This is a genomic window from Streptomyces hilarionis, from assembly GCF_024539675.1.
In the GTDB taxonomy this organism is placed as follows: domain Bacteria; phylum Actinomycetota; class Actinomycetes; order Streptomycetales; family Streptomycetaceae; genus Streptomyces; species Streptomyces hilarionis.
Genome location: NZ_JAHHIT010000146.1, coordinates 1 through 22,973 on the forward strand (window position 1 = coordinate 1; position 22,973 = coordinate 22,973).

General features: G+C 72.9%; 20 protein-coding genes. 15 read left to right on the forward strand and 5 right to left on the reverse strand.

Features of this window, described 5'->3' with window-relative positions:
• Positions 1 to 355 precede the first annotated feature (355 nt).
• The 3 genes from aceE (at position 356) to KMS84_RS29690 (ending at position 4,960) form a co-directional block, all read left to right on the forward strand.
• Positions 356 to 3,061, forward strand: coding sequence for a pyruvate dehydrogenase (acetyl-transferring), homodimeric type (aceE, locus tag KMS84_RS29680; protein ID WP_256919559.1), 2,706 nt, complete (start codon positions 356 to 358; stop codon positions 3,059 to 3,061).
• A 337-nt stretch (positions 3,062 to 3,398) separates the two neighbouring features.
• Positions 3,399 to 4,382 carry a helix-turn-helix transcriptional regulator gene (locus tag KMS84_RS29685; protein WP_256919560.1) on the forward strand — a complete coding sequence of 328 codons (984 nt, stop codon included), beginning with the start codon at positions 3,399 to 3,401 and terminating at the stop codon, positions 4,380 to 4,382.
• A gap of 56 nt (positions 4,383 to 4,438) precedes the next feature.
• A complete protein-coding gene (locus KMS84_RS29690; protein ID WP_256919576.1) occupies positions 4,439 to 4,960 on the forward strand; it encodes a DUF4240 domain-containing protein in 522 nt (173 codons plus the stop codon).
• A 74-nt stretch (positions 4,961 to 5,034) separates the two neighbouring features.
• On the opposite strand, the gene KMS84_RS29695 is transcribed toward KMS84_RS29690, so the two are convergent.
• Positions 5,035 to 5,331 (reverse strand): hypothetical protein, encoded by a 297-nt coding sequence (locus KMS84_RS29695; RefSeq protein WP_256919577.1) that lies wholly within the window; start codon positions 5,329 to 5,331, stop codon positions 5,035 to 5,037.
• A 72-nt stretch (positions 5,332 to 5,403) separates the two neighbouring features.
• Complete coding sequence (locus KMS84_RS29700) at positions 5,404 to 6,255, reverse strand: peptidoglycan recognition protein family protein (protein ID WP_256919561.1); 852 nt, start codon at positions 6,253 to 6,255, stop codon at positions 5,404 to 5,406.
• A gap of 197 nt (positions 6,256 to 6,452) precedes the next feature.
• Between KMS84_RS29700 and KMS84_RS29705 the strand changes: the two genes are divergently transcribed.
• A complete protein-coding gene (locus KMS84_RS29705; RefSeq protein ID WP_256919562.1) occupies positions 6,453 to 7,637 on the forward strand; it encodes a MarP family serine protease in 1,185 nt (394 codons plus the stop codon).
• Positions 7,638 to 7,653: 16 nt separating this feature from the next.
• Here the strand turns inward: KMS84_RS29705 and KMS84_RS29710 are convergent, their stop codons facing one another.
• Positions 7,654 to 8,169, reverse strand: coding sequence for a GNAT family N-acetyltransferase (locus KMS84_RS29710; protein WP_256919563.1), 516 nt, complete (start codon positions 8,167 to 8,169; stop codon positions 7,654 to 7,656).
• 71 nt (positions 8,170 to 8,240) lie between these two features.
• Between KMS84_RS29710 and KMS84_RS29715 the strand changes: the two genes are divergently transcribed.
• Positions 8,241 to 9,134, forward strand: a complete 894-nt coding sequence (locus tag KMS84_RS29715) for a TIGR01777 family oxidoreductase (protein ID WP_256919564.1) — start codon at positions 8,241 to 8,243, stop codon at positions 9,132 to 9,134.
• Between the two features lie 161 nt (positions 9,135 to 9,295).
• The gene (locus tag KMS84_RS29720) at positions 9,296 to 10,714 is read left to right on the forward strand and encodes an NAD(P)/FAD-dependent oxidoreductase (protein ID WP_256919565.1); all 1,419 of its coding nucleotides are present in this window, start codon (positions 9,296 to 9,298) and stop codon (positions 10,712 to 10,714) included.
• A 49-nt stretch (positions 10,715 to 10,763) separates the two neighbouring features.
• Here KMS84_RS29720 and KMS84_RS29725 read toward each other — a convergent pair whose 3' ends face one another.
• On the reverse strand, positions 10,764 to 12,323 hold the full coding sequence (locus KMS84_RS29725) for an NsdA family TPR-like regulatory protein (RefSeq protein WP_256919566.1): 1,560 nt from the start codon (positions 12,321 to 12,323) through the stop codon (positions 10,764 to 10,766).
• Between the two features lie 244 nt (positions 12,324 to 12,567).
• On the opposite strand from KMS84_RS29725, the gene lipB reads away from it, so the two are divergent.
• The 4 genes from lipB (at position 12,568) to KMS84_RS29745 (ending at position 15,687) form a co-directional block, all read left to right on the forward strand.
• A complete protein-coding gene (gene lipB / locus KMS84_RS29730; protein WP_256919567.1) occupies positions 12,568 to 13,365 on the forward strand; it encodes a lipoyl(octanoyl) transferase LipB in 798 nt (265 codons plus the stop codon).
• A gap of 84 nt (positions 13,366 to 13,449) precedes the next feature.
• Positions 13,450 to 14,415: a lipoyl synthase gene (lipA, locus tag KMS84_RS29735; protein ID WP_256919568.1), complete on the forward strand. Its 966-nt coding sequence runs from the start codon at positions 13,450 to 13,452 to the stop codon at positions 14,413 to 14,415.
• Positions 14,416 to 14,713: 298 nt separating this feature from the next.
• The gene (locus KMS84_RS29740) at positions 14,714 to 14,914 is read left to right on the forward strand and encodes an SCO2195 family GlnR-regulated protein (RefSeq protein ID WP_256907311.1); all 201 of its coding nucleotides are present in this window, start codon (positions 14,714 to 14,716) and stop codon (positions 14,912 to 14,914) included.
• 68 nt (positions 14,915 to 14,982) lie between these two features.
• Positions 14,983 to 15,687 (forward strand): DUF4191 domain-containing protein, encoded by a 705-nt coding sequence (locus KMS84_RS29745; RefSeq protein ID WP_256919569.1) that lies wholly within the window; start codon positions 14,983 to 14,985, stop codon positions 15,685 to 15,687.
• Between the two features lie 180 nt (positions 15,688 to 15,867).
• Here KMS84_RS29745 and KMS84_RS29750 read toward each other — a convergent pair whose 3' ends face one another.
• Positions 15,868 to 16,335 (reverse strand): RDD family protein, encoded by a 468-nt coding sequence (locus tag KMS84_RS29750; protein WP_256919570.1) that lies wholly within the window; start codon positions 16,333 to 16,335, stop codon positions 15,868 to 15,870.
• Positions 16,336 to 16,532: 197 nt separating this feature from the next.
• Between KMS84_RS29750 and glnA the strand changes: the two genes are divergently transcribed.
• From glnA to pspAB, 5 genes are all read left to right on the forward strand, one after another.
• Positions 16,533 to 17,942 (forward strand): type I glutamate--ammonia ligase, encoded by a 1,410-nt coding sequence (glnA, locus tag KMS84_RS29755; RefSeq protein WP_256919571.1) that lies wholly within the window; start codon positions 16,533 to 16,535, stop codon positions 17,940 to 17,942.
• Between the two features lie 349 nt (positions 17,943 to 18,291).
• Entirely contained in the window at positions 18,292 to 18,549 is a 258-nt protein-coding gene (locus KMS84_RS29760) for an SCO2583/SCO2584 N-terminal domain-containing protein (RefSeq protein WP_256919572.1), read from the forward strand.
• Positions 18,550 to 18,694: 145 nt separating this feature from the next.
• Positions 18,695 to 21,466, forward strand: a complete 2,772-nt coding sequence (locus KMS84_RS29765) for a phosphorylase family protein (protein ID WP_256919573.1) — start codon at positions 18,695 to 18,697, stop codon at positions 21,464 to 21,466.
• A 102-nt stretch (positions 21,467 to 21,568) separates the two neighbouring features.
• Complete coding sequence (htpX, locus tag KMS84_RS29770) at positions 21,569 to 22,489, forward strand: zinc metalloprotease HtpX (protein WP_256919574.1); 921 nt, start codon at positions 21,569 to 21,571, stop codon at positions 22,487 to 22,489.
• Between the two features lie 5 nt (positions 22,490 to 22,494).
• A partial coding sequence (gene pspAB, locus KMS84_RS29775; RefSeq protein ID WP_256919575.1) for a PspA-associated protein PspAB occupies positions 22,495 to 22,973 on the forward strand: 479 nt, incomplete at its 3' end.

The window sequence follows — 22,973 nt, forward strand, 5'->3', positions numbered from 1 at the left end:
CTCCACGCCCCTCCGAAGCTCCTCCCCGGCCCCGTCCCGCGCCCCTCCCGGCCCTTCCGGAACCGGCCCGGCACAGCCGAGCGGACCGACGCTCACCTGCGAAAACAAGGCGAAACCGCGGCACGGGGTGTCCGTCCGAAAGGCACCGCGTGCCTACTTTCTCGTAATCGAGAGTTTTTTCCCATGGATCCTTTGATCGATCATCGATCAGGGAGTTACAGTCACCGACGGGCCGCTCCGCGGAGTCGTACAACGACGCCGCGGCGAGCCCTCGTGCCCTGTCCTGCCAAGACCCAAGGGCACCCCCGAACCCTTACCGATGAGGGAACCCCCTTCGACTGAGGAAGGCGGCGACATGACCGACCCCAACGCCATCCAGCCGAGCGCGCTCGACCAGCTCCCCGACCGGGATCCGGAGGAGACCGCCGAATGGCAGGCCTCCCTGGACGCGGTCGCCAAGGCGGCCGGGCCGCACCGTGCCGCGTACCTGATGCGCCGCACGCTGGAGCGGGCCGAGGGCAACGGCATCGCGCTGCCCAAGCTGCTCGAGACCGACTACGTCAACACCATCCCGACCGCCGCGGAGCCCTCCGCGCCCGGCGACCCGGAGATGGAGCGGAAGATCACCGCGTGGAACCGCTGGAACGCGGCCGCCATGGTGACCCGCGGCGCCAAGCACGGCGTCGGCGGCCACATCGCCACCTTCGCCTCCGCGGCCTGGCTCTACGAGACCGGCTTCAACCACTTCTTCCGGGGCAAGGAGGCCGACGGCTCGGGCGACCAGCTCTACATCCAGGGCCACGCCTCCCCCGGCATCTACGCCCGCGCCTTCCTCGACGGCCGGCTGACCGAGCGGCACCTGGACAACTTCCGCCAGGAGTCGGGCGGCGAGGGCCTGCCGTCCTACCCGCACCCGCGGCGGCTGCCCTGGCTGTGGGAGTTCCCGACCGTCTCCATGGGACTCGGTCCGCTCTCCGCCATCTACCAGGCGCGCTTCAACCGGTACCTCACCAACCGCGCCGTCAAGGACGTCTCCGCCTCCCACGTGTGGGCGTTCCTCGGCGACGGCGAGATGGACGAGCCGGAGTCGACGGCGGCACTCGCCCTCGCCTCCCGCGAGGGTCTGGACAACCTGACCTTCGTCATCAACTGCAACCTCCAGCGCCTCGACGGCCCGGTCCGCGCCAACTTCAAGATCGTGCAGGAGCTGGAGGCCCAGTTCCGCGGCGCCGGCTGGAACGTGATCAAGACGCTGTGGGGCACGGCCTGGGACGAGCTGTTCCAGCTCGACACCACGGGCGCGCTGGTACGCCGGCTGCGCGAGGTGCCCGACGCCCAGGTGCAGACGTACCAGACGCGGGACGCGGCCTACATCCGCCAGGACTTCTTCGGCAAGGACCCGGCGCTCGCCGAGATGGCGAAGCTGCTGAGCGACGACAAGATCCTCGAGTGCTTCCACCTCTCCCGCGGCGGCCACGAGGCCGGCAAGGTCTACGCGGCCTACAAGGCGGCCGTGGAGTTCAAGGGCGCCCCGACGGTGATCCTGGCCCAGACGGTCAAGGGCCACACCCTCGGCGAGGGCTTCGCGTCGAAGAACGCCAACCACCAGATGAAGAAGCTCTCGGTGGACGAGTTCAAGGCGATGCGCGACCTGCTGGAGCTGCCGATCTCCGACGCGCAGTTCGTCGACGGGGTCGTCCCCTACGGACACCCGGGCGCCGACTCCCCCGAGGTCCGCTACCTCCAGGAGCGCCGCGCGGCCCTCGGCGGCCCGGCCCCGGCCCGCCGCACGCACGCCCTCGCGCCGCTGCCGGCCCCGGCCGACAAGACGTTCGCCTCGTTCGACAAGGGCTCCGGCTCGCAGAACGTGGCGACCACGATGGCCTTCGTCCGCCTGGTCAAGGACCTGGTCCGCGACAAGGAGACCGGCAAGCGCTGGGTGCCGATCGTCCCCGACGAGGCGCGCACCTTCGGCATGGAGAGCCTGTTCCCGTCGCTCGGGATCTACTCCCCCAAGGGCCAGACGTACGAGCCGGTCGACCGCGACCAGCTGATGTACTACAAGGAGGCCGAGAACGGCCAGATCCTCAACGAGGGGATCACCGAGGCCGGTTCGATGGCCGACTTCATCGCCGCATCGACGTCGTACGCGACGCACGGCGAGGCGATGATCCCGTTCTACATCTTCTACTCCATGTTCGGCTGGCAGCGCACGGCCGACCAGATGTGGCAGCTCGGCGACCAGCTCGGCCGCGGCTTCCTCGTCGGCGCGACGGCCGGCCGCACGACCCTGACGGGCGAGGGCCTCCAGCACGCCGACGGCCACTCCCCGGTCATCGCCGCGACCAACCCGGCCGCGCTCAGCTACGACCCGGCGTTCGCCTACGAGATCGCGGCGATCGTCAAGGACGGTCTGCGCCGGATGTACGGCGAGGCGGCCCCGGGCGAGGACCAGAACGTCTTCTACTACCTGACGGTCTACAACGAGCCGATGCCGCAGCCGGCCAAGCCGTCCGCGCCCGGCGTCGACGAGGGCATCCTCAAGGGCCTGTACCGCTTCAACACGGCCGAGTCGGCCGGCGTGGAGGTCGCGGCGGCCAACGCCCCGCGCATCCAGCTGCTGGCCTCGGGCACGGCGATCCACTGGACGCTGAAGGCGCAGAAGCTGCTCGCCGAGGAGTGGGGGGTGGCCGCCGACGTGTGGTCCGCGACCTCCTGGACCGAGCTGCGCCGCGACGCGCTGGAGGCCGACGCGGCCCTGCTGCGCGGCGAGGAGCGGACGCCGTACGTCCGCCGGGCGCTACAGGGCGCCGAGGGCCCGGTGCTCGCGGTCTCCGACTACATGCGCCAGGTCCCGGACCAGATCGCGCAGTGGGTCGAGCAGGACTGGTCCTCGCTGGGCGCGGACGGCTTCGGTCTGTCCGACACCCGCGAGGCGGCCCGCCGCCACTTCGGCGTGGACGCGGAGTCGGTCGTCGTGGCCGCCCTGGCCCAGCTCGCCCGACGCGGCGAGGTCAAGGCGACGGCGGTGAAGGAGGCCCGCGAGCGGTACGGCCTGTAGCGGCCGGACCGTCGCGGCGCGACACGAAGGGGGTACGGCCCGAGGCCGTACCCCCTTCGCCGTCCCCCGACGACGACCCGCCACGCGCCACCCCACACCACCCTGCGCAGTCCGCTCCGCACCCTGGCCGACGACGGCCCGCCGCACCGGCGAACGACAGCAGCTCCCCACCCGGCCGACGACGGCCCGCCGCACCCCCGCCGACCACAGCCGCCGCCCACCCCGGAGGACCCCGGCCCACCGCAGGCAAACCTCCGTGCGCCCGCTCGGGGCGACGGTTCCGGGCCGGGTGTGTGAGGCCCGGGGCGTTGTCGGTGGGGCCCGGCATCATGGGCGCATGCGTGCTGCCCGGCTCATCAAGATGGTGCTCCTCCTGCAGTCCCGGCCCGCCATGACCGCCGCCGAGCTGGCGCGGGAACTGGAGGTGTCGGAGCGCACGGTCACGCGGGACGCGCAGGCGCTGTCGGAGGCCGGTGTGCCGGTGTACGCGGAGCGGGGCCGGGCGGGCGGGTACCGGCTCGTCGGCGGGTACCGGACCGGGCTGACGGGGCTGGGGCGCGGCGAGGCGGAGGCGCTGTTCCTCAGCGGGGTGCCGCAGGCGCTGCGCGAGATGGGGCTGGCGGACGTCGCCTCTGCCGCGCGGCTGAAGGTCTCGGCGGCGCTGCTGCCGTCCCTGCGGGACGCCCCGCGGGCGGCGGCGCAGCGGTTCCATCTGGACGCCCCCGCCTGGTTCCGGGAGCCTCGGGCGCCGGCGCTGCTGCCGCTGATCGCGGAGGCGGTGTGGGACGACCGGTGTCTGCGGGCCCGCTACCGGCGCGGGGAGGCGGAGGTGGAACGAGAGCTGGAGCCGTACGGGCTCGTGCTGAAGGCGGGGGTCTGGTACCTGTGCGCCCGGGTGCGGGGCGACGGCGGCGGGGCGCCGCGGACGTACCGGATCGACCGGTTCGTCGACGCCGAGGCCCTGGGGGATCGTTTCGGCCGGGACGAGGAGTTCGATCTCCCCGCTTTCTGGGCCGGGCAGACCGAGCGCTTCGCGCGGTCGATCCTGCGGACCGAGGTGGTCGTGCGGCTGTCGGAGGCGGGCGTGCGCGCGCTGCCGCACGCCGTGGACCCGGTGGCTGCCAGGGACGCGTTGGCGGCGGCCGGGGATCCGGACGCCCGGGGGAGGGTGACGGTCACGCTGGGCGCCGAGTCGCAGGACGTGGCGTACGCCCAGCTCAGGGCCCTGGGGGCGGAGGCCGAGGTGATCTCGCCGGAGTCTCTGCGGAAACGATTCGCCGAGGACGCGGCCCGCATGGCGGAGTTGTATCGGCCGCGGTGAGAATCCGCGGCACTCCGGGTGCGTCCCGCACGGTCAGGCACGATGCTGGACGCGTGATGGACGAGACGGAGTTCTGGGAGCTGGTGGACGCCTCCCGCGAGGCCGCCGAGGGCGATCCCGAGGAGCAGGCCGACGTGCTCGTGGAGCGGCTGCTGGGGCTGGACCCGGAGTCCGTGCTCGACTTCGCCCGGCATTTCGAGTCCCGCTACCACCGCGCCTACCGCTGGGACCTGTGGGGCGCGGCGTGGCTGCTGCTGGACGGGGCGAGCGACGACGCCTTCGACTTCTTCCGGTGCTGGCTCATCGGGCAGGGCCGCGAGGTCTTCGAGGGCGCCCTGCACGGCGACCCCGACGCGCTGGCCGACCTGCTGGACGACTTCGACGAGGAGATCGACGGCGACGGCGAGGAGCTGGGGTACGCGGCGGACGAGGCCTACGAGCAGCTCACCGGGAACGTCGCCCCGGATCTCGGCATCGCTCCCCCGCCCCCCGAGCCCGAGGGCACGCCCGTCGACTTCGAGAACGAGTCGGCGCTGGCCGAGCGGTATCCGCGTCTGTGGCAGCGCTTCAAGGAATGACCTCCGTCAGGAGATGACGGTCCGGGACGTCCCCCGCGCCTCGGGGTCGTGCCCGGGCGGGCGCGCAACGGCGCTCACGCGGGCCTGCGGCGGGTGCTGTCCGCCGGGGGGTACGCCTGGGCCCGGTCCGTCCGCACCGCGTGGTGCAGCGGCGCCTCGTTGGCCTGCTCCAGGGCCGACGCGGTGGCCGCGGCGGGGCCGAGGACGACCGCGGCGACGGCGCACAGGACGGTCCAGGGCCCGCGGGCCGCGAGGGCCCGGCCGACGCCCCGCCCGACGCCCCGCCCGGCCCCCGGTGCGGCCGGCTCGGTGGGCTCGGTGGGCTCGGTGCGGGAGGTGGACCGAGGGGACTGCTCACGGCTGCCGTTCATGTTCCCCGCCTCCGGTCGGTTCGTGGTGTGCACGACCGTAGGACCCGGGGATGGGAACACCCTGAACGGCGCCTAAGGCGTTCCTGTGAGTGCCCGTGCGGCCGTCCTGCCCTGGATGCGCGCCGCCGCCCGGCGGATCTCCGGGAGACGCGCGGCGAGGGCGGCGCCGGGGCAGCTGGTCATGTAGGCGTCACGGTGGCCGGCCAGGGCGGGGAAGACGGCCGTGGCGCCGGCGGCGTACCGGCTGTGGCTGTTGCTGGAGGTGAGGCGGGCCTGCGCCCGCGGGTCGACCCCGGCGAGGCCGAGCTTCCAGGCGGTCAGGGCGGCGATCGAGTCCACCATCGCCTGCGGGACCGGGATGCCGGCCGTGAACGTGCCGAGCGCGGCGATGCCGGCCGTGCGGTGGTTGAAGCCCTGGGTGTGGGCCCCCGTGACGGGACGGTCGACGCCGCCCGCGCGGCCCTCGTAGATGGTGCCGCAACGGTCGACGAGGAAGTTGTAGCCGATGTCGTCCCAGTCCCGGGCGCCGGTCTGGCCGGCGTACAGGTAGCGGATGATGCGGGGCGCGTCGGCGCAGTCGTAGCCGTTGGGCGAGTCGGTGTGGTGGACGAAGACGGCGACGACCTTGTCGTCGTAGCGCGGGGGCGGCTGGGCGTGGCGGGCGAGGGCGTCCAGCCAGGCGGAGCGGGGCACGATGGGCGGCCGGGCCGCCCGGTGCGCGGTGGCGGCGCGCGCGTCGGCCGTGCGCGCGGACGGCGCGGGGCGGGCGGCGTGCTCGACGCCGCCCGCGCACAGGCCCAGCGCGGCCAGGGCGGCGAGGCCCGGCAGGCAGCCCAGCAGCACGAGGACCGGGCCCGGTATGCGCGCCGGGCGCCGTCCGCGCCGGGCGCGCGCGGCGCGGGATGCCGGTCGGAGGGCACACATGGCTCCACTGTCGGCCTGTTCCGGTCCGTCCGCGATGTGTGCTGTGCCACCTGGTGGAACCATCCTCCCGGTGCACGCCGTTTTACGGGGTGCACGCGCGTGTGGCGGGTGTCCGCGATCACGCGCGCGTGGACGGCGGGTACTGATCACTGCGCGCTTCCCGCACGTACTAGGGGATCCGAGAGAAGGGGGGCCTCGTGGACCTGCTCGACATCCTGCTGGCGCTGGTGATCCTGGCCTACGCCGCGTCCGGCTACCGGCGGGGGCTGGTGGCCGGCTGCGTCTCGCTGGCCGGGTTCGTCGGCGGGGCGGTGATCGGCGTGTGGGTCCTGCCATGGCTGATGGACCTGGTGACGCCGGGGACCACGGCGGCGACGGTGACGGCGGTGTTCGCGGTCCTGGTCCCCGCGGTGGTGGGGCACGAACTGGCGGGCCGGCTGGGGCTGCGGTTGCGGCGCGAGCTGGACCGGGGGCCGCTGCGGGTGGCCGACGGCGTCGGCGGGGCGGCGGCCAACACGGTCGCGGTGCTGGTGGTGGCCTGGGTGGCGGCGAGCGTGCTGGGCGCGTCCTCGTCGCCGGTGGTCACGTCGTCGATACGGGACTCCCGGCTGCTGGGGGCCGTGCAGGACGCCATGCCGGACACCACGCCGAACTGGTTCTCGCGGGCCACGTCGGCGCTGACCCAGGCGGGTTTCCCGCAGGTCTTCAACCCCTTCGAGAACGAGTCGACGGCCGAGGTCGCCAAGCCCACCGGCGACAGCGTGACGGCGCTCGCGACGGAGGCGGCCAAACGGAGCACGGTGAAGATCGAGGGCTCCTCGGGCGACCAGGGCCGCGAGGGCAGCGGTTTCGTCTACGCGGGCGAGCACGTGATGACCAACGCGCACGTGGTGGCGGGCATCGACCGCCCGACCGTGCGGATCGGCGGCGTGGGGCGGTCGTACCCCGCGCGCGTGGTGCTCTTCGACCCGGACCGGGACGTGGCGGTGCTGTACGTGCCGGAGCTGCGGGCGCCGGTCCTGCGATTCGACGACGCCGCCTCGCGCGGCGACTCCGCGGTGGTCGCCGGCTATCCCCAGGACGGCGACCTCGACCTCCAGGCGGCCACGGTCGCGGGCCGGGTGAAGGCGACCGGCCGGAACATCTACAACGACGGGATCGTCACCCGCGAGATCTACTCGATCCGCTCCACGGTGCGCCCGGGCAACTCCGGCGGCCCGCTGCTGACCACGACGGGCCGGGTCTACGGCGTGGTCTTCGCGCGCTCCACCTCCGACGACGAGACCGGGTACGTGCTGACCGCGGCCGAGGTCGCCGACGACGCCGAGCGGGCGGCCACGGCGACCCGCGCGGTCGACACGGGCAGTCTGACGACCTCCTGAGCCGCGCGCGGCGAGGTCAGACCGACCGGCCCATGAAGACGTCGTCCACGTACTTCCCGTCGAGCAGGAACTCCCCGGGGAGCACCCCCTCGACCGCGAACCCCTCGGACGCGTAGAGCCCGCGCGCGGGGGCGTTGTGGCCGAGGACGCGCAGGGTGAGCCGGCGGGCGCCCTGCCGGCGGGTCTCCTCGGCCGCGGCGCGCAGCAGCGCCCGTGCGACGCCTCTGCCGCGGGCCTCGTCCAGGACGGCGAGCCCCTGGATCTGCCGGACGTGCGCGTTGCAGGCGAGCGGGGTGGACCGGACCAGCCGGAGGTACCCGACGACGCGGCCGTCCAGTTCGGCGACCAGGTGGTCCTCGGGGGCGTGCCGCTCGTCGAAGAAGGCGCCGTAGGGCGGCTCGGGCCGCGGCATCACCGCGTGCAGGGTGGACCAGGTGGCCCGGTCGACGGCGGAGAGCACATCGTCGTCGGCGGGCAGTGCGGCGCGTATGCGCAGGTCGGGCTGGGCGAGGGGGGCGGACGGCTCGGGCATGGCGGTCACCCTAGTGCGGGCGGCCGGTGGGTGAACGGAGGTTTTCTCCGTTGCGCGGGCAGGATGAGCGCATGGAACGTACGCGAATCGCGGTGGCCGGCGCGTCCGGTCTGATCGGCAGCGCCCTGGTGCGCTCTCTGACCTCGGACGGCCACGAGGTGCGGCGTCTGGTGCGCCACGCGCCCCGGGGGGCGGACGAGGTCCGCTGGGACCCGGAGCAGGGGCGGGTGGACGCGGCCGGGCTCGCCGGGTGCGACGTCGTGGTCAACCTGGCCGGGGCAGGGGTCGGGGAGCGGCGCTGGAGCGAGGCGTACAAGCGGCGGATCCACGACAGCCGGGTGCACGGCACGGCCGCGCTGGCGAAGGCCGTCGCCTCGCTCGACGCGCCGCCGCGGGTCTTCGTCAACGGCAGCGCGATGGGCTTCTACGGCGAGACGGGCGAGCGGGTCGTGGACGAGGGCTCGCCCGCCGGCAGCGGCTTCCTGCCGGAGCTGTGCGTGGAGTGGGAGGCGGCGGCGGCGCCGGCGCGGGAGGCGGGCGTGCGCACGGTCCTCCCCCGCACCGGCCTGGTGGTGGCCCGTGGCGGCGGGGCCTGGGGCAAGCTGTTCCCGCTGTTCACCGCCGGGCTGGGCGGGCGGATGGGCGACGGCCGGCAGTACTGGTCGTTCATCGCCCTGCACGACGAGGTGGCGGCGATCCGGCATCTCATCGACCGCGACGACCTGTCGGGGCCCTTCAACCTGACCGCGCCCCAGCCGCTGACCAACCGGGAGATCACCGAGGCGATGGGGCGGGTGCTGCACCGGCCGACGCTGTTCCCGGTGCCGGCCCGGGTGCTGCGCACGGTCCTGGGCGAGATGGCCGGGGACGTGCTGGGCAGTGCGCGGGTGGTGCCGAAGCGGCTGCTGGAGTCGGGGTTCGTCTTCGCGTTTCCCGGGATCGAGGACGCGATCCGAGCCGCCTGATCCTCCTCGTGACCGCATGCGACCGCTGTGCGACCGTGCCCTGTCCATGCGCGACTGTTCCTGACCGATCACAGCCCTAACCTCGACCCGAACTCGGGTATCCGGGACGGCTGTTGGGGGCATGACGTCTCCAGCCGCCGCGCAACCTCGAGGAGGGGCACGTGCTTGAGCCCGCGTACCAGGCAGACGTCGTCGTGGTGGGGGCCGGGGTCGCCGGCCTCTCCGCCGCGCACCGGCTGACCAGCGCAGGAATAACGACCGCGGTCCTGGAGGCCGCCCCTTACGTGGGCGGCCGCATGTCGACGGAGAAGATCGACGGGTTCCGGCTCGACCGCATCGGGCAGCTGCTGTCCACGGCGTATCCCGAACTGGCCTCCCCACCGGGGCTCGACGCGCTCGTGCTGCGTCCGTTCGCGCCAGGGGTCCTGCTGCACAGCGACGGACGCCGTCATCGCGCCGGCGCGCAGGTGGGCGCGGGGAGCGCACGGGGCGCACTCCATGCCGTACGCGCCCTGGCGAGCACTCCGCGACCGGGCGGGCTGCCCCGGCCGCGCGCCGGCGGCTCCCTGCCCGCGCAGGGCCGTCCGGCGGCCCCGCCAAGGGTCCGGGCGGGCGCGCCGCTGGGCAGCGCCGTGGACCAGGCCCGGCTCGGGGCCGCGCTCACCCGGCTCGCCGTCACCCCGGTCGACCGGCTGCTGCGCCGCCCCGAGTCGCCCGCCGGGCAGGCGCTCGCGGCCCGCGGTCTGCCCGCCCGCACCGTCGACGGCTTTCTGCGTCCGCTGCTCGCCGCCCTGCTGTGCGATCCGGACCTCACCACCTCCAGCCGCTGCGCGGACCTCGCGCTGCGCGCCTTCGCGGCCGGCCGGCTGGCTGTGCCGGAGGGCGGGGCCGAGGTCCTGCCGGAGCTGCTCGCCCGGACGCTGCCGGCCGGCGCCGTGCACACGGGGGTGCGGGTCACCGGGGTCTCCACGACCTCGGTGACGACCGCCGAGCACGGCGAGTTCCGCTGCCGCGCCGTCCTGGTGGCCACCGACGCGCGCACCGCGGCCGAACTGCTGCCGGGGCTGCGCGTACCGGACTTCCACCCGGTGACGGTCGTCCACCACACGACGGACGAGCCGCCCCCGACCGGCGCCTCGCTGCTCCTGGACGCCGACCGGGGCGGCCCGGTCGCGCACACCGCGGTGCTGAGCCGGGTCGACCCGAGCCGGGCGCCCGGGGGCCGCACACTGATCTCGTCCACGGTCCTCGGCACGCCGCCGCCGGGCGTCGACACCGCCGTGCGCATGCATCTGTCGCGGCTGTACGGCGTCTCCACCGCGCGCTGGGAGACGCTGGCCGTGCACCACACGGCCGAGGCGGTGCCGGCGATGCGGGCGCCGCACGACCTGCGGCGCGCGGTACGGCTGCTGGCGGGCCTGTACGTGTGCGGCGACCACCGGGACACCAGCACCGTCCAGGGCGCGCTGCACTCGGCGCGCCGGGCCGCCTCGGCGATCGTGTCCGACCTCGGCGCCGCCGGTTCGCTGAACGCGGCCGACCCGCGCCCGACGGCGCGCGAGGAGCGGGCGGCGGCGTGAGCGGCCCGTCCCGGGAGCGCCGCCCCCGGGACGGGCCGTCCGCCGGCCGTCAGCCGAGTGCCGCCACCTTGTCCCGGTAGACGCGCGCCGGGGCCGCGTCCTTGTACGGCTCCAGCCTGCGCTCGAAGTCCCGGACGTACTCCAGCGCCCGCACGGACCTCATCTCGGCCGCCTGCCCGGCCGCCTCCGCCGCGAGCTGGCACGCCTGGTCGAGTTCGCCGAGGCCCAGCCGGGCCGAGGCGAGGACGACCCGGCAGAACACCCTGCTGCGGGCGTGGGCGGCGGGACGCAGCTGGAGCGAGCGCTCCGCGTGCTGCGCCGCCGCCCGGAACTGCTGGAGGTCGCGGTGGCAGTGCCCGAACTCGTCGGCCAGCTGCGCCTCGTCGAAGAAGCGGGCCCAGTGCGGCACCTCGTCGCCGGACTTGGCCGCCTCCAGCGCCCGTTCGGCGCGCACGAGGGCCGCGGTGGAGGCGCGGACCTCGCCGAGCACCCCGTGTCCGCGTGCCTCCGCCGAGTGCAGCAGCGCCTGGACGACGGGCGGGGCGCCCGAGCCGACGCCCTGCTGGGCCACCCGCGCGAGCTGCACCGCCTCGCGCCCGTGCCCCAGGTAGACGGCCTGGCGGCTCATGGTGACGAGCACGAACGACCCGTACGCCCGGTCCGCGGCCGCCTGGGACAGCCGCAGAGCCTGGACGAAGTAGCGCTGGGCCAGGCCGTGCGCGGCGATGTCGAAGGAGGTCCACCCCGCGAGGCGGGTCAGGTCGGCGGCCGCGCCGAAGAGCCGGCGGCCGGTCTGCTCCCCGTACGTCCCGCGCAGCATCGGCTCGCACTCGTGCTCCAGGTACCGCACGAGGGCCTGGCGGGCGTGGCCGCCGCCGTACCTGTCGTCCAGGGTGCGGAAGAGTTCGCCGACCGAGCGCAGCGCGGCGATGTCGCCGCCGGTGACCCGCTGGCCGGGTCCGCGCTCGCCGCCCTGGCCGCGCTGCCGGGGCACGGCCGTCGGCCCGGCTCCCGCGCGGGCGGGAGCCGCGGCGGACTGCGGGGCCGGGGGATGCTGCTGGGGCGCGGCGGGCTGGTGGGCCGCGCCGGGGTGCGCGGGCACGGGGGGCCTGCCGCCGGGACGGCCCTGGAGGGGCACGCGGGCCGGCGACTCGCTGCGGGCGACCTTGTCGTCGGGCCGCCCGATCAGCCAGTCCCGGCTGGGCACGACGAGCCCCGCCGGGGTGAAGGCGATCTTGCGGAGTTCGGCATGGCTGCCGGAGTCCTTGCGCCACAGGCCGCCGACGATGTCGATGGCCTCCTCGGGGGTGCCCGCGAACTCCAGGCCCGCGTAGACGGGGGCGCAGGCGTCCAGGCCGAGGTCCTGGGCGGTCAGGCGGCGGCCCAGCCGTCGGGTGAAGACCTCGGCGATCAGGGCGGGGGTGGTGCCCCGGGGCTGCTGCCCCCGCAGCCACCGGGTGACGGACGTCTTGTCGTATCTGAGGTCCAGCCCGTGCTCGAGGCCGAGCTGATCGACGCGACGGGCCAGTCCCGCGTTGGAGAAGCCCGCTTCGGCGATGAGCGCGGCGAGCTGGCGGTTGGGAGTGCGCTGCGCGGGTCGTTCCGTCATCTGCGGTGCGGTCTCCTGCCTCCCGGGCCTGTGACGTGCCCGGATGAAGTGCGCTGATGCGGTGATCAGCCCTTTTGGCCTCTGAACGGCGCGAATGTAGCGGAGAGTGAGCACACGGTCGCAAATCTCCGCATTCATTCATCCGATCGTGTGAGGATTGGCCATGGGGCTGACGCGGAGCGCGCGGACGTACAGTGGCTTGGGCGCGGGACGCGCCTGACGACTTTCCAGGGAGGCGCTTGCCGTGAGCGAGTTGCGGTTCGTCCGGATGGGGTTCGGCGAGAACGCCGTCGACTACCGGGAGGCGTGGGACGAGCAGCGCCGCGTGCACGCGGCCCGCTTCGCCGACGAGGTCCCGGACACCGTGCTGCTCCTGGAGCATCCGCCCGTCTACACGGCCGGCCGCCGCACCGCCGACGACGAGCGCCCGCTGGACGGCACCCCGGTCGTGGACGTGGACCGCGGCGGCAAGATCACCTGGCACGGCCCCGGCCAGCTGGTGGGCTACCCGATCCTGAAGCTGCCCCGCCCGGTGGACGTCGTCGCGCACGTGCGGCGTCTGGAGGACGCCCTGATCCGGGCCTGCGCGGAGTTCGGCCTGGAGACCACCCGGGTCGAGGGCCGCAGCGGTGTGTGGGTGCTCGGCGACCCGGTGGAGACGCGCCCCTCGCTCGGCGGGCTGTCGCTGGACTTCGACCCCCGGCTCACCGACGAGGAGTTCGACCCGCGGCTCAACGGTCCGGAGTACGCCCCCTCCAACGCCGGCCAGCGGCGCGAGGACCGGAAGATCGCGGCGATCGGCATCCGCGTGGCCAAGGGCGTCACGATGCACGGCTTCGCGCTCAACGTGAACCCGGACAACAAGTGGTTCGACCGGATCATCCCGTGCGGGATCCGCGACGCGGGCGTGGCCTCGCTGGCGAACGAGCTGGGCCGGGACGTCACGATCGAGGAGGTGCTGCCCGTCGTGGAGCGGCACCTGACGGACGTCCTGGAGAACGCCGAGCCGAAGCCGCGCGAGATCGAGCGGGCCCCGGCCTGACCGCGGTCGGCACCGCCGCCGGACTTTCAAATCCACGGGCGTACGCTTGAGCACGCCGAAGAATCAATCGCTAGGGAGCCGGTCGTGTCCGCAGTCGCACCCGACGGACGCAAGATGCTGCGCCTGGAGGTCCGCAACAGCCAGACCCCCATCGAGCGCAAGCCCGAGTGGATCAAGACCCGGGCGAAAATGGGTCCCGAGTACACGAAGATGCAGAACCTCGTGAAGAGCGAGGGGCTGCACACCGTGTGCCAGGAAGCCGGCTGTCCGAACATCTACGAGTGCTGGGAGGACCGCGAGGCCACCTTCCTCATCGGCGGCGACCAGTGCACCCGGCGGTGCGACTTCTGCCAGATCGACACGGGCAAGCCCGAGGCGCTGGACCGTGACGAGCCCCGGCGCGTCGGCGAGTCCGTCGTCACGATGGACCTGAACTACGCCACGATCACCGGCGTCGCCCGCGACGACCTGGCGGACGGCGGGGCGTGGCTGTACGCCGAGACCGTCCGGCAGATCCACGCGCAGACCGCCGGGCGCGAGGCCGGGCGCACCAAGGTGGAGCTGCTCGCCCCCGACTTCAACGCCGTCCCGGAGCAGCTGGCGGAGGTCTTCTCCTCGCGGCCCGAGGTCTTCGCGCACAACGTCGAGACCGTCCCGCGGATCTTCAAGCGGATCCGCCCCGGCTTCCGGTACGAGCGTTCGCTGGGCGTCATCACGGCGGCCCGCGACTACGGGCTGGTCACCAAGTCCAACCTGATCCTCGGCATGGGCGAGACCCGCGAGGAGGTGAGCGAGGCGCTGCGCCAGCTGCACGAGGCGGGCTGCGAGCTGGTCACCATCACGCAGTACCTGCGGCCCTCCGTGCGCCACCACCCGGTGGAGCGCTGGGTGAAGCCGCACGAGTTCGTCGAGCTCAAGGAGGAGGCCGAGCAGATCGGCTTCTCCGGCGTGATGTCGGGCCCGCTGGTACGGTCCTCCTACCGCGCCGGACGCCTCTACCGGATGGCCGTCGAGAAGCGCGGTTCCTTCGTCGCCGGCCAGGCCGTCTGACGAGACGTCACCTCACTTGCGCCGTACGGCCGCAAGCCGAGTGTGTGAACTCGCGCACAAGCAGCTACTCGCCAGTAGTGACCGATTCGACGCGGTCCCGACCGTCCCCGCAGATGAGGACGCACGTCGGGGCCGCGTCAGCGTTTCGGCCCCCCGCATCAAGGTTTCATTCGCGTTTGACCGGTCGGTCACGCCCTGGTAACACCAAACAGTGACGCTGATATCACGTCACGTGCAGACAACCCCGTACCACCCCGTACACCCCGTGCCCGAACCTTGTCCGAGGGGGACACCCGTCATGCAGGCCGCGCCCGTTCGCGCCACCGCGATCCCGACCTTCAGCACCGCACTGCGCGCCGTCGAGTCGCTGCTCCTGAGCAGCGGCCAGCGCACCGCCCGACGCAACGCCTGGACCTCCGTCCTGGAGGACCGCCGTCGCGCCAAGGACCGGGTCGAGGCGCAGCGCGTCCTCGAAGCGGTCACCTCCGTCCGTCCCTGACCCACCCCCTCCCCACACCTCCCCTCCTGCCGTCGTAGGCGCTTCGCGGGCCACGTAGACTTCGTGGCATGGCGAGAAGTGACAGCGCGGCGGACGCCGCTAACCCCGGGCGACTGAAGCAGATCGCCCTGACGTTCAAGATGACCCGCAAGGCCGACAAGACGATCGGTTTTGTTCTCGCGGGTGTCTTCCTCCTCACCTTCGGCGTCTTTCTCGCGATCGGCTTCCTGATCGACCACCCGGTCTACCTGGGCATCCTCGGTCTCCTGCTCGCCTTCCTGGCGACGGCGATCGTGTTCGGACGCCGGGCCGAGCGGGCCGCCTTCGGTCAGATGGAGGGCCAGCCCGGCGCGGCCGCGGCCGTCCTCGACAACATCGGCCGGGGCTGGACGACCACCCCCGCCGTGGCGATGAACCGCAGCCAGGACGTGGTGCACCGGGCCGTCGGCAAGGCCGGCATCGTCCTGGTCGCCGAGGGCAACCCGAACCGGGTGAAGAGCCTCCTGGCCGCCGAGAAGAAGAAGATGAACCGCATCGTCGCGGACGTCCCCGTGCACGACGTGATCGTCGGTACCGGCGAGGGCCAGGTCGAGCTGAAGAAGCTGCGCACCACCATGCTGAAGTACCCCCGCGTCCTGGCCGGCCCGCAGGTCACCGCGACCAACGACCGGCTGCGCGCGCTGGGCGACCTCATGAGCAACATGCCGTTGCCGAAGGGTCCGATGCCCAAGGGCATGCGCCTGCCGAAGGGCGGCGGCGGCAAGTCCCGCTGACCCGTCTTTCCCCTCACGTCCCGAAGGGGCGCCCGGATCGCTCCGGGCGCCCCTTCGTCGTCGTACGGGCGCGGCGCGCGGGCCGCCGGGTCACGCCACGCCGCACGGGCGGGACGCGCCTGCGTGGGCGGACGTCAAGGCCGGCGTGGGCGGACGTCAGGGCCGGCGGACCGACGGCGCTCAGGTCCGGACTTCGACCGTCCGGGCCAGCCGGTCGTGCAGGCCTCGGCCGTCGCGGTCCCAGACCAGGGCCGGCACGGCCAGGCAGAGCAGGACCGTGCGCACGGCGGAGCGCGCGGGGCTGACGGCGCCGGTGTCGACCGCGACCACCCGCAGCCGGAACAGGCGCTTGCCCGGGGTGAAGCCGATGGTGCCCACCGTCAGCAGGCTCATCACCAGGAACACCAGCAGCGCCCAGTTGCTCGTCGCGGGCCGGTAGCCGTCGGTGATCAAGCTGTATGCGATCAGCACGCTGAGGCCCCAGTCCACGGCGAGCGCGCCCAGCCGCCGGCCGGGGCGGGCGATCGAGCCCGGTCCCTCCTGCGGCAGTCCGAGCTGTTCGCCCCGGTATCCGAAGTCGACACCGGCGTCCTCGGCGGCCGCTCGGGGGCCCGAGAGCCACGAGCCGATTGCATCCCTGTTGTCCACGCGTCCACGGTACTGCGCCCGTTTCGCGATACGGACAGGTGGGGTACACCGGGCAGGGTCCGGTTAACTTGTGCGAAACAAACGGGTCACGCCCGAGAAATCAGCCGTCCCTAGGGTCGACGACAGCGTGTGCCACCGCACTGGCCGCACGAACGAACTACCACCCCGGCTCGACGGCCGGGAGTAGGAGGAGCTGGATGTTCCAGAACGCCGACGAGGCCAAGAAGTTCATCGCGGACGAGGAGGTCAAGTTCGTCGACGTCCGCTTCTGCGACCTGCCGGGCGTCATGCAGCACTTCACGCTGCCCGTCGAGGCGTTCGACCCGGACGAGGAGCTCGCCTTCGACGGCTCGTCGATCCGTGGCTTCCAGGCCATCCACGAGTCCGACATGGCGCTGCGCGCCGACCTGTCGACCTCGCGCGTGGACCCGTTCCGCCGCGACAAGACGCTGAACATCAACTTCTTCATCCACGACCCGATCACGGGCGAGCAGTACTCCCGTGACCCGCGCAACGTGGCGAAGAAGGCGGAGGCCTACCTGGCGTCGACCGGTATCGCCGACACCGCGTACTTCGGCCCCGAGGCCGAGTTCTACGTCTTCGACAGTGTGCGTTTCCAGACGTCCGCGAACGAGTCCTTCTACCACATCGACTCCGAGGCCGGCGCCTGGAACACCGGTGCGCTCGAGGACAACCGCGGTTACAAGGTCCGCTACAAGGGCGGCTACTTCCCGACCCCGCCGGTCGACCACTTCGCCGACCTGCGTGCGGAGATCTCCCTGGAGCTGGCCGCGTCCGGCCTCCAGGTCGAGCGCCAGCACCACGAGGTGGGCACCGCCGGCCAGGCCGAGATCAACTACAAGTTCAACACGCTGCTCGCCGCGGCCGACGACCTCCAGCTCTTCAAGTACATCGTGAAGAACGTCGCCTGGCGCAACGGCAAGACCGCGACCTTCATGCCGAAGCCGATCTTCGGCGACAACGGCTCGGGCATGCACGTCCACCAGTCGCTGTGGACCGGCGGCTCCCCGCTGTTCTACGACGAGGCCGGCTACGCGGGCCTGTCGGACACGGCCCGCTACTACATCGGCGGCATCCTCAAGCACGCCCCGTCGCTGCTGGCCTTCACCAACCCGACGGTGAACTCCTACCACCGCCTGGTGCCGGGCTTCGAGGCGCCGGTCAACCTGGTGTACTCGCAGCGCAACCGCTCCGCGGCCATGCGCATCCCGATCACGGGCTCCAACCCGAAGGCCAAGCGCGTCGAGTTCCGCGCGCCCGACGCCTCCGGCAACCCGTACCTGGCGTTCTCCGCCCTGCTGCTCGCGGGCCTGGACGGCATCAAGAACAAGATCGAGCCGGCCGAGCCGATCGACAAGGACCTCTACGAGCTGGCCCCCGAGGAGCACGCGGGCGTCGCGCAGGTCCCGACCTCGCTCCCGGCCGTCCTCGACCGCCTCGAGGCGGACCACGAGTTCCTGCTCGCCGGCGACGTCTTCACGCCCGACCTGATCGAGACGTGGATCGACTACAAGCGCACCCACGAGATCGCCCCGCTCCAGCTGCGCCCGCACCCGCACGAGTTCGAGCTGTACTTCGACGTGTGATATCGCCCCAGGTCAGAGCGGGCATCCGCTCCCCTGGGCCCTGTGTGGACCGTCGGCCGTGCCCTTCCTCACCGGAAGGGCACGGCCGACGGCCCGTTCCGGGGGCGCCGGCATCGGTCGCCGACGGCGGTGGGTCCTCGGGCCCGGCCCCCACTCCGCCTGCCCGGTCACTCGGCCCCTCCCGGCCTCGGGGAGCGGATCTGCTGAACCGGCAGTGCCCTGCCCTCTGTGAGAGCTTCCCGTCCAGGGATGCGACGAGCGACGCCCCCGTCCTGTTTCTGAGGACGGGGGCGTCGTCGTAAGGTGCGGGGCACTGCTGTTCGACGACGGGTGACGGGGAGACACGGGGATGCCCGAACAGGACGACACGGAGCGGGAGTTCGACCTCAAGTGGGCCGACGCCGCAGCGCACAGGGAACCCTCGGCGCGGGCCAGGATGCTGGCCGCCCGGTGGAAGGAGAACCCCCCTCGGCCAGTGCCTTTCCGGGGCGACCCCACTCCGGTGGCCCCCCGGCGCTCGTCGTGGCTGTCGACGGCGCTGGTGCTGGGGTGCGTGGCGGGGTTGATCGTGCTGCTGGGGTACGTGCGCTTCCGGGCGCCGTACTAGACCGCAAGGTGATGCCCGATACCGCCGGGGTTGTCGGCCGCGCGGTGCTATTTTTGTGGCCCTTCGCTCACCGTCGGTATCCACGGCGGCATCGAGAACGGTTGGCCCGGTGACCACAGCCCGCCCTGCGCGTACCGCCGTCGTCGTGACAGCGCTCCCCGTGGAGTTCTTCCCGTTGCGGGAGCGTCTCGGGGCCGTCGGGGCCCGGTCCCTGGGCCAGCGCAGGGTCGGCACCATCATCGTGCAGACGTTCGCGCTGGGCGGCGCCCATGCCTCGTGGACGGTGCATCTGGCCCAGGTGGGCATGACGAATGTCGTGGCGGCCCTCGGCACGCACGGCCTCCTGGAGGTGCTACGGCCGGATGTCGCGCTCCTCGTCGGGATAGCCGGCAGCCTCAAGGAGGACATCCCGCCCGGCGACGTCGTGGTCGCCACCAAGGTGTACGAGATCCACGGCGCCAAGGTGACGGCCGAGGGCCGCGGCGCGCGTCCCGACGCGGTGGACACCTCGCACGCGCTGGAGCAGACGGCCCTGTACGCCCAGGTCGGCGCCAGGTGCCACTTCAAGCCGATCGCCTCGGGCGACGTCGTGCTCGACGCCGAGTCCGGCGACATCCGCCACCGGCTCCGGACCACCTACCAGGATGCCGCCGCCCTGGAGATGGAGGGCTTCGGCTTCTGCAAGGCGGCGCAGCGGCACCGCACGGAGGCCCTGGTCATCCGCGGGATCAGCGATCGTGCGGACGGCGCGAAGGGCGCCGCCGACGCCGGCGGCGGCCAGCAGCGGGCGGCCGCCCACGCCGCCGAGGTGGCCGTCGCCGTCCTGGTCGAGCACCAGCCCGACGGGGCCGGCGCAACGCCGCCGTCCCCGGTCCGGTGGAGCCGCTTCCTCCGGTCGGGGGGCCGCTTACCGGGCGCCGGCGTCCCCACCCGGCGCGGGGGCGCAGGCGACGGAATCGGCGGGGGCGGCGGCAAGGGCGGGGGCGGCGGGAAGGGGCCCCGGCGTCGGCCGGCGGGGACGGGACCGCGCTCCGGCCGCCTCAGGGGACGGGCGAAGCTCGCCTGGCTCCCGGTCGCCGCGGGGGCGGTCACGCTCGGGATCGTCCTCCAGTCGTGCGGAAGCGGCGCGACCGGTTCCGACGACGACAGGCCGACCTCCGCACCCGTCGTTCCCACCCTCGCGGCCTGTGCGCGGACGGACACCGCACCCCTGGTCGTCGCCGCCTCCGCCGACAAGTCGGAGCCCATGCGGCGGGCGGCCCAGGCGTACGGCAACCGGGCCGCGGGAGGCTCCTGCCTGGCGGTGAAGGTGGAGGAGCGCAACTCGGGCGAGGCGATGCGCGCCCTGGTCGACGGCTGGAGCGAGTCCGACGGGACCCGGCCGGACGTGTGGGCGCCCGCCGGGAGCACCTGGCTCTCGCTGGCGAGGGCCGGCGCCCGGGGGGCGAACGCGAAGCAGTTCCCCGCCCGGGCGCAGTCCGTCGTGCAGAGCCCGCTGACCGTCGCCATGCCCAAGCCCATGGCCGACGTCCTGAACTGGCCCGAGACCCGCTTCACCTGGCGGCAGCTGGCCCAGTGGGCGCAGCACGCCGACGGCTTCTGGGCGGCTCGCAAGAAGCCGGAATGGGGTTCGTTCAAGCTCGGCAAGACCAACCCCAAGTACTCCACGTCGGGGCTCAACGCGACCGTCGCCGCGTTCTACGCCAAGACGGGCACCAGCGGCGAACTGGGCGTCCCGCACATCGAGAACCCCGGCAACCAGGCGTTCGTCCGGAGCATCGAGCAGGCCGCCGTCCACTACGGCGACACCACCCTGACGTTCCTGGCCAACCTCCGCGAGGCGGACCGGAGCAGCCCCCAGAAGGCCATGTCGTACATCTCCGCCGTCACCCTGGAGGAGAGCAGCGTGGCGGCCTACAACGCGGGCTACCCCTGCGGCGCGCTCAGCGCGGACAAGGACTGCCGCAGGACCACCCCGCCGGACACCCCGCTGGTCTCGTTCCACCCCAAGGACGGAGTCCCGTTCTCCGACCACCCGTACATCGAGCTGAACGGGATGGACTCCGCCCGCAAGGCGGTCGCCGACGACTTCCTGCGGTACCTGCAGAGCCCGGCCGTGTACAAGGCGCAGTTCGCCCCCTACGGGTTCCGCACCCACACGGGCGCGATCCCCGCGGGCTCCACGCTGCTCACCGAGGCCAACGGCATCCCCGAGGCGCAGTTCACCCGCATGCCGATGCCCGAGGGCACGGTCCTGGCCCGTCTGCTACAGATCTGGCCCGGCCTGCGCCGGCGCGCCAACGTCTGCATCCTCATCGACACGTCGGAGTCGATGAACAAGGTGATCCCGGGCACCGGCGACTCCAAGCTGAAGCGCCTGAAGCAGGCCGATTCGAGGCTGTTCGGCGAGTTCACCGCCGCCGACCGGGTCGGCCTGTGGAAGTTCTCCGACGCCTTCACCCTCGGCGGCGAGAACGACTACAGGGAACTGGTGCCGCTCGGCCCGTACCGGGCGCGGCTGGCGGGGAGCACCCGCGCGGAGCTGCTGACCGCCAACGTCGAGAACCTGACGGCGGAGGGCGCGACCGGTCTGAACGACACCCTCGACGCCGCGCTCAAGGCCATGCGGGCCCACTACGATCCCCGGGCCATCAACGCGATCGTGCTGCTCACCGACGGGTTCAACGAGGACGGCGACAGCCTGTCCGACGCGGCGCTGGAGCGGGAGATCAAGGACCCGTCCCAGCAGCGGATCCGCATCTTCACCATCGCCTACGGCAGTGAGGCCGACCCCAAGGACAAGCAGGGCAGCAGCGCGCTCAAGGAGATCGCGAAGGACGGCGGCGGGAAGTACTACGACGCCAAGAAGGCGGAGACGATCGACCAGGTCATCACCAGCGTGATCTCCAACTTCTGACGGCATTCCTTTGCTTCCCGAAGGACGTATCGGGGCCCGTCCATGGCGGGCGCGGGCGCACAATGGGCGGTGGGACGAGTGCCTGACTGCGGGGTGGTGCAGATGCGGAGTCGTTTCCGGAGCGACCGTGGGCTGACCGTGCGGATGACGGTCACCATGTTCCTGCTCGGACTGCTGTACGTGGCGTTCGTCGTCGCGCTGATCGTGTTGCTGAAGTCCTGGCTGCTGGTCGTGGCGCTGATCGCCGCGATGTTCGTCGCCCAGTTCTGGTTCTCCGACCGGATCGCCCTGTTCGCGATGCGCGGGCGGGTGGTGGAGCGCGAGGAGTATCCCGAGCTGCACGCCGTCGTGGACCGGCTGTGCGCCCTGTCGGACATGCCGAAGCCGGTCGTCGCGGTGTCGGCGATGGACATGCCCAACGCGTTCGCCACCGGACGCAATCCGCAGAACGCCGTGGTGTGCGTGACGACGGGGCTGCTGCGCCGGCTGGATCCGTCCGAGCTGGAGGGCGTGCTCGCCCACGAGCTGTCGCACGTGGCGCACAAGGACGTCGCCGTGATCACCGTCGCCTCGTTCCTGGGCGTGATCGCGGGGCTGATCGTGCGGTTCGCGTTCTACTCGCAGGTGTTCGGCGGCGGCCGCCGGGACCAGAACACCGCCGCCGTCTTCGCCGCCGTCATGGGGGTGTCGGCCGCCGTGTACGCGCTCAGCTTCCTGCTGATCAGGGCCCTGTCGCGGTACCGGGAGCTGGCCGCCGACCGTGCCGCCGCGCTGCTCACCGGACGGCCCTCGGCGCTGGCGTCGGCACTGGCCAAGGTGTCCGGCGACATCGCCCGCATCCCGACCAAGGACCTGCGCACCGCGCAGGCGTTCAACGCCTTCTACTTCACCCCGGCCACCGGAAGGGAGCCCGGCATCGAGCGCGTCTTCTCGACCCACCCGAGCCTGGAGCAGCGCCTCGACCAGCTGGGGCGGATCTCCGCCGAACTGGGCGAGGCGGCCGCGCCCGGGAAGGCCGGCTGAACGGGATGGGGCTGCTGGACATCCTGCTCGGCCGGACCAGGCCGGTCGTGCCGGACCTCGACCAGCTGTTCGCGCTGCCGTCGGCGGCGGTGACGCTGGAGGCGGCGACCCGGTTCACCCCTACCGGGCAGGGCGCCGTGTGTTTCGCCACCGTCGAGGGCTCGGCGTTCGAGCAGACGCACCGCGAGGTCCAGGCGCTCCTCGACGCGGACACCGAGCGCACCGGCCCGCCGGTACGGCTCGTGCGGGACGACTTCGGCTACTCCTGGCTCGTCTCGCACCGAGCACCCGACGAGCTGTCGGCGCTGGTCAACGACCTGCACGCGGTGAACAGCGCCATGGAGGTGAACGGCTTTGGACCACAACTGCTGTGCTCCTTGGCCGGGTTCGAGGAACGGGCCGCGGCGACGGCGGGGGACGACGCGGAAGACGGCCGGGGCGCCGCCGACGCCGGGGACGGCGTGGGGGGCGAGGGGGCCGGCGG

Coding starts and splice junctions, on each gene's coding strand:
- aceE (WP_256919559.1), top strand. CDS start 356: ATGACCGACCCCAACGCCATCCAGCCGAGCGCGCTCGACCAGCTCCCC.
- KMS84_RS29685 (WP_256919560.1), top strand. CDS start 3,399: ATGCGTGCTGCCCGGCTCATCAAGATGGTGCTCCTCCTGCAGTCCCGG.
- KMS84_RS29690 (WP_256919576.1), top strand. CDS start 4,439: ATGGACGAGACGGAGTTCTGGGAGCTGGTGGACGCCTCCCGCGAGGCC.
- KMS84_RS29695 (WP_256919577.1), bottom strand. CDS start 5,331: ATGAACGGCAGCCGTGAGCAGTCCCCTCGGTCCACCTCCCGCACCGAG.
- KMS84_RS29700 (WP_256919561.1), bottom strand. CDS start 6,255: ATGTGTGCCCTCCGACCGGCATCCCGCGCCGCGCGCGCCCGGCGCGGA.
- KMS84_RS29710 (WP_256919563.1), bottom strand. CDS start 8,169: ATGCCCGAGCCGTCCGCCCCCCTCGCCCAGCCCGACCTGCGCATACGC.
- KMS84_RS29715 (WP_256919564.1), top strand. CDS start 8,241: ATGGAACGTACGCGAATCGCGGTGGCCGGCGCGTCCGGTCTGATCGGC.
- KMS84_RS29725 (WP_256919566.1), bottom strand. CDS start 12,323: ATGACGGAACGACCCGCGCAGCGCACTCCCAACCGCCAGCTCGCCGCG.
- KMS84_RS29740 (WP_256907311.1), top strand. CDS start 14,714: ATGCAGGCCGCGCCCGTTCGCGCCACCGCGATCCCGACCTTCAGCACC.
- KMS84_RS29745 (WP_256919569.1), top strand. CDS start 14,983: ATGGCGAGAAGTGACAGCGCGGCGGACGCCGCTAACCCCGGGCGACTG.
- glnA (WP_256919571.1), top strand. CDS start 16,533: ATGTTCCAGAACGCCGACGAGGCCAAGAAGTTCATCGCGGACGAGGAG.
- KMS84_RS29760 (WP_256919572.1), top strand. CDS start 18,292: ATGCCCGAACAGGACGACACGGAGCGGGAGTTCGACCTCAAGTGGGCC.
- htpX (WP_256919574.1), top strand. CDS start 21,569: ATGCGGAGTCGTTTCCGGAGCGACCGTGGGCTGACCGTGCGGATGACG.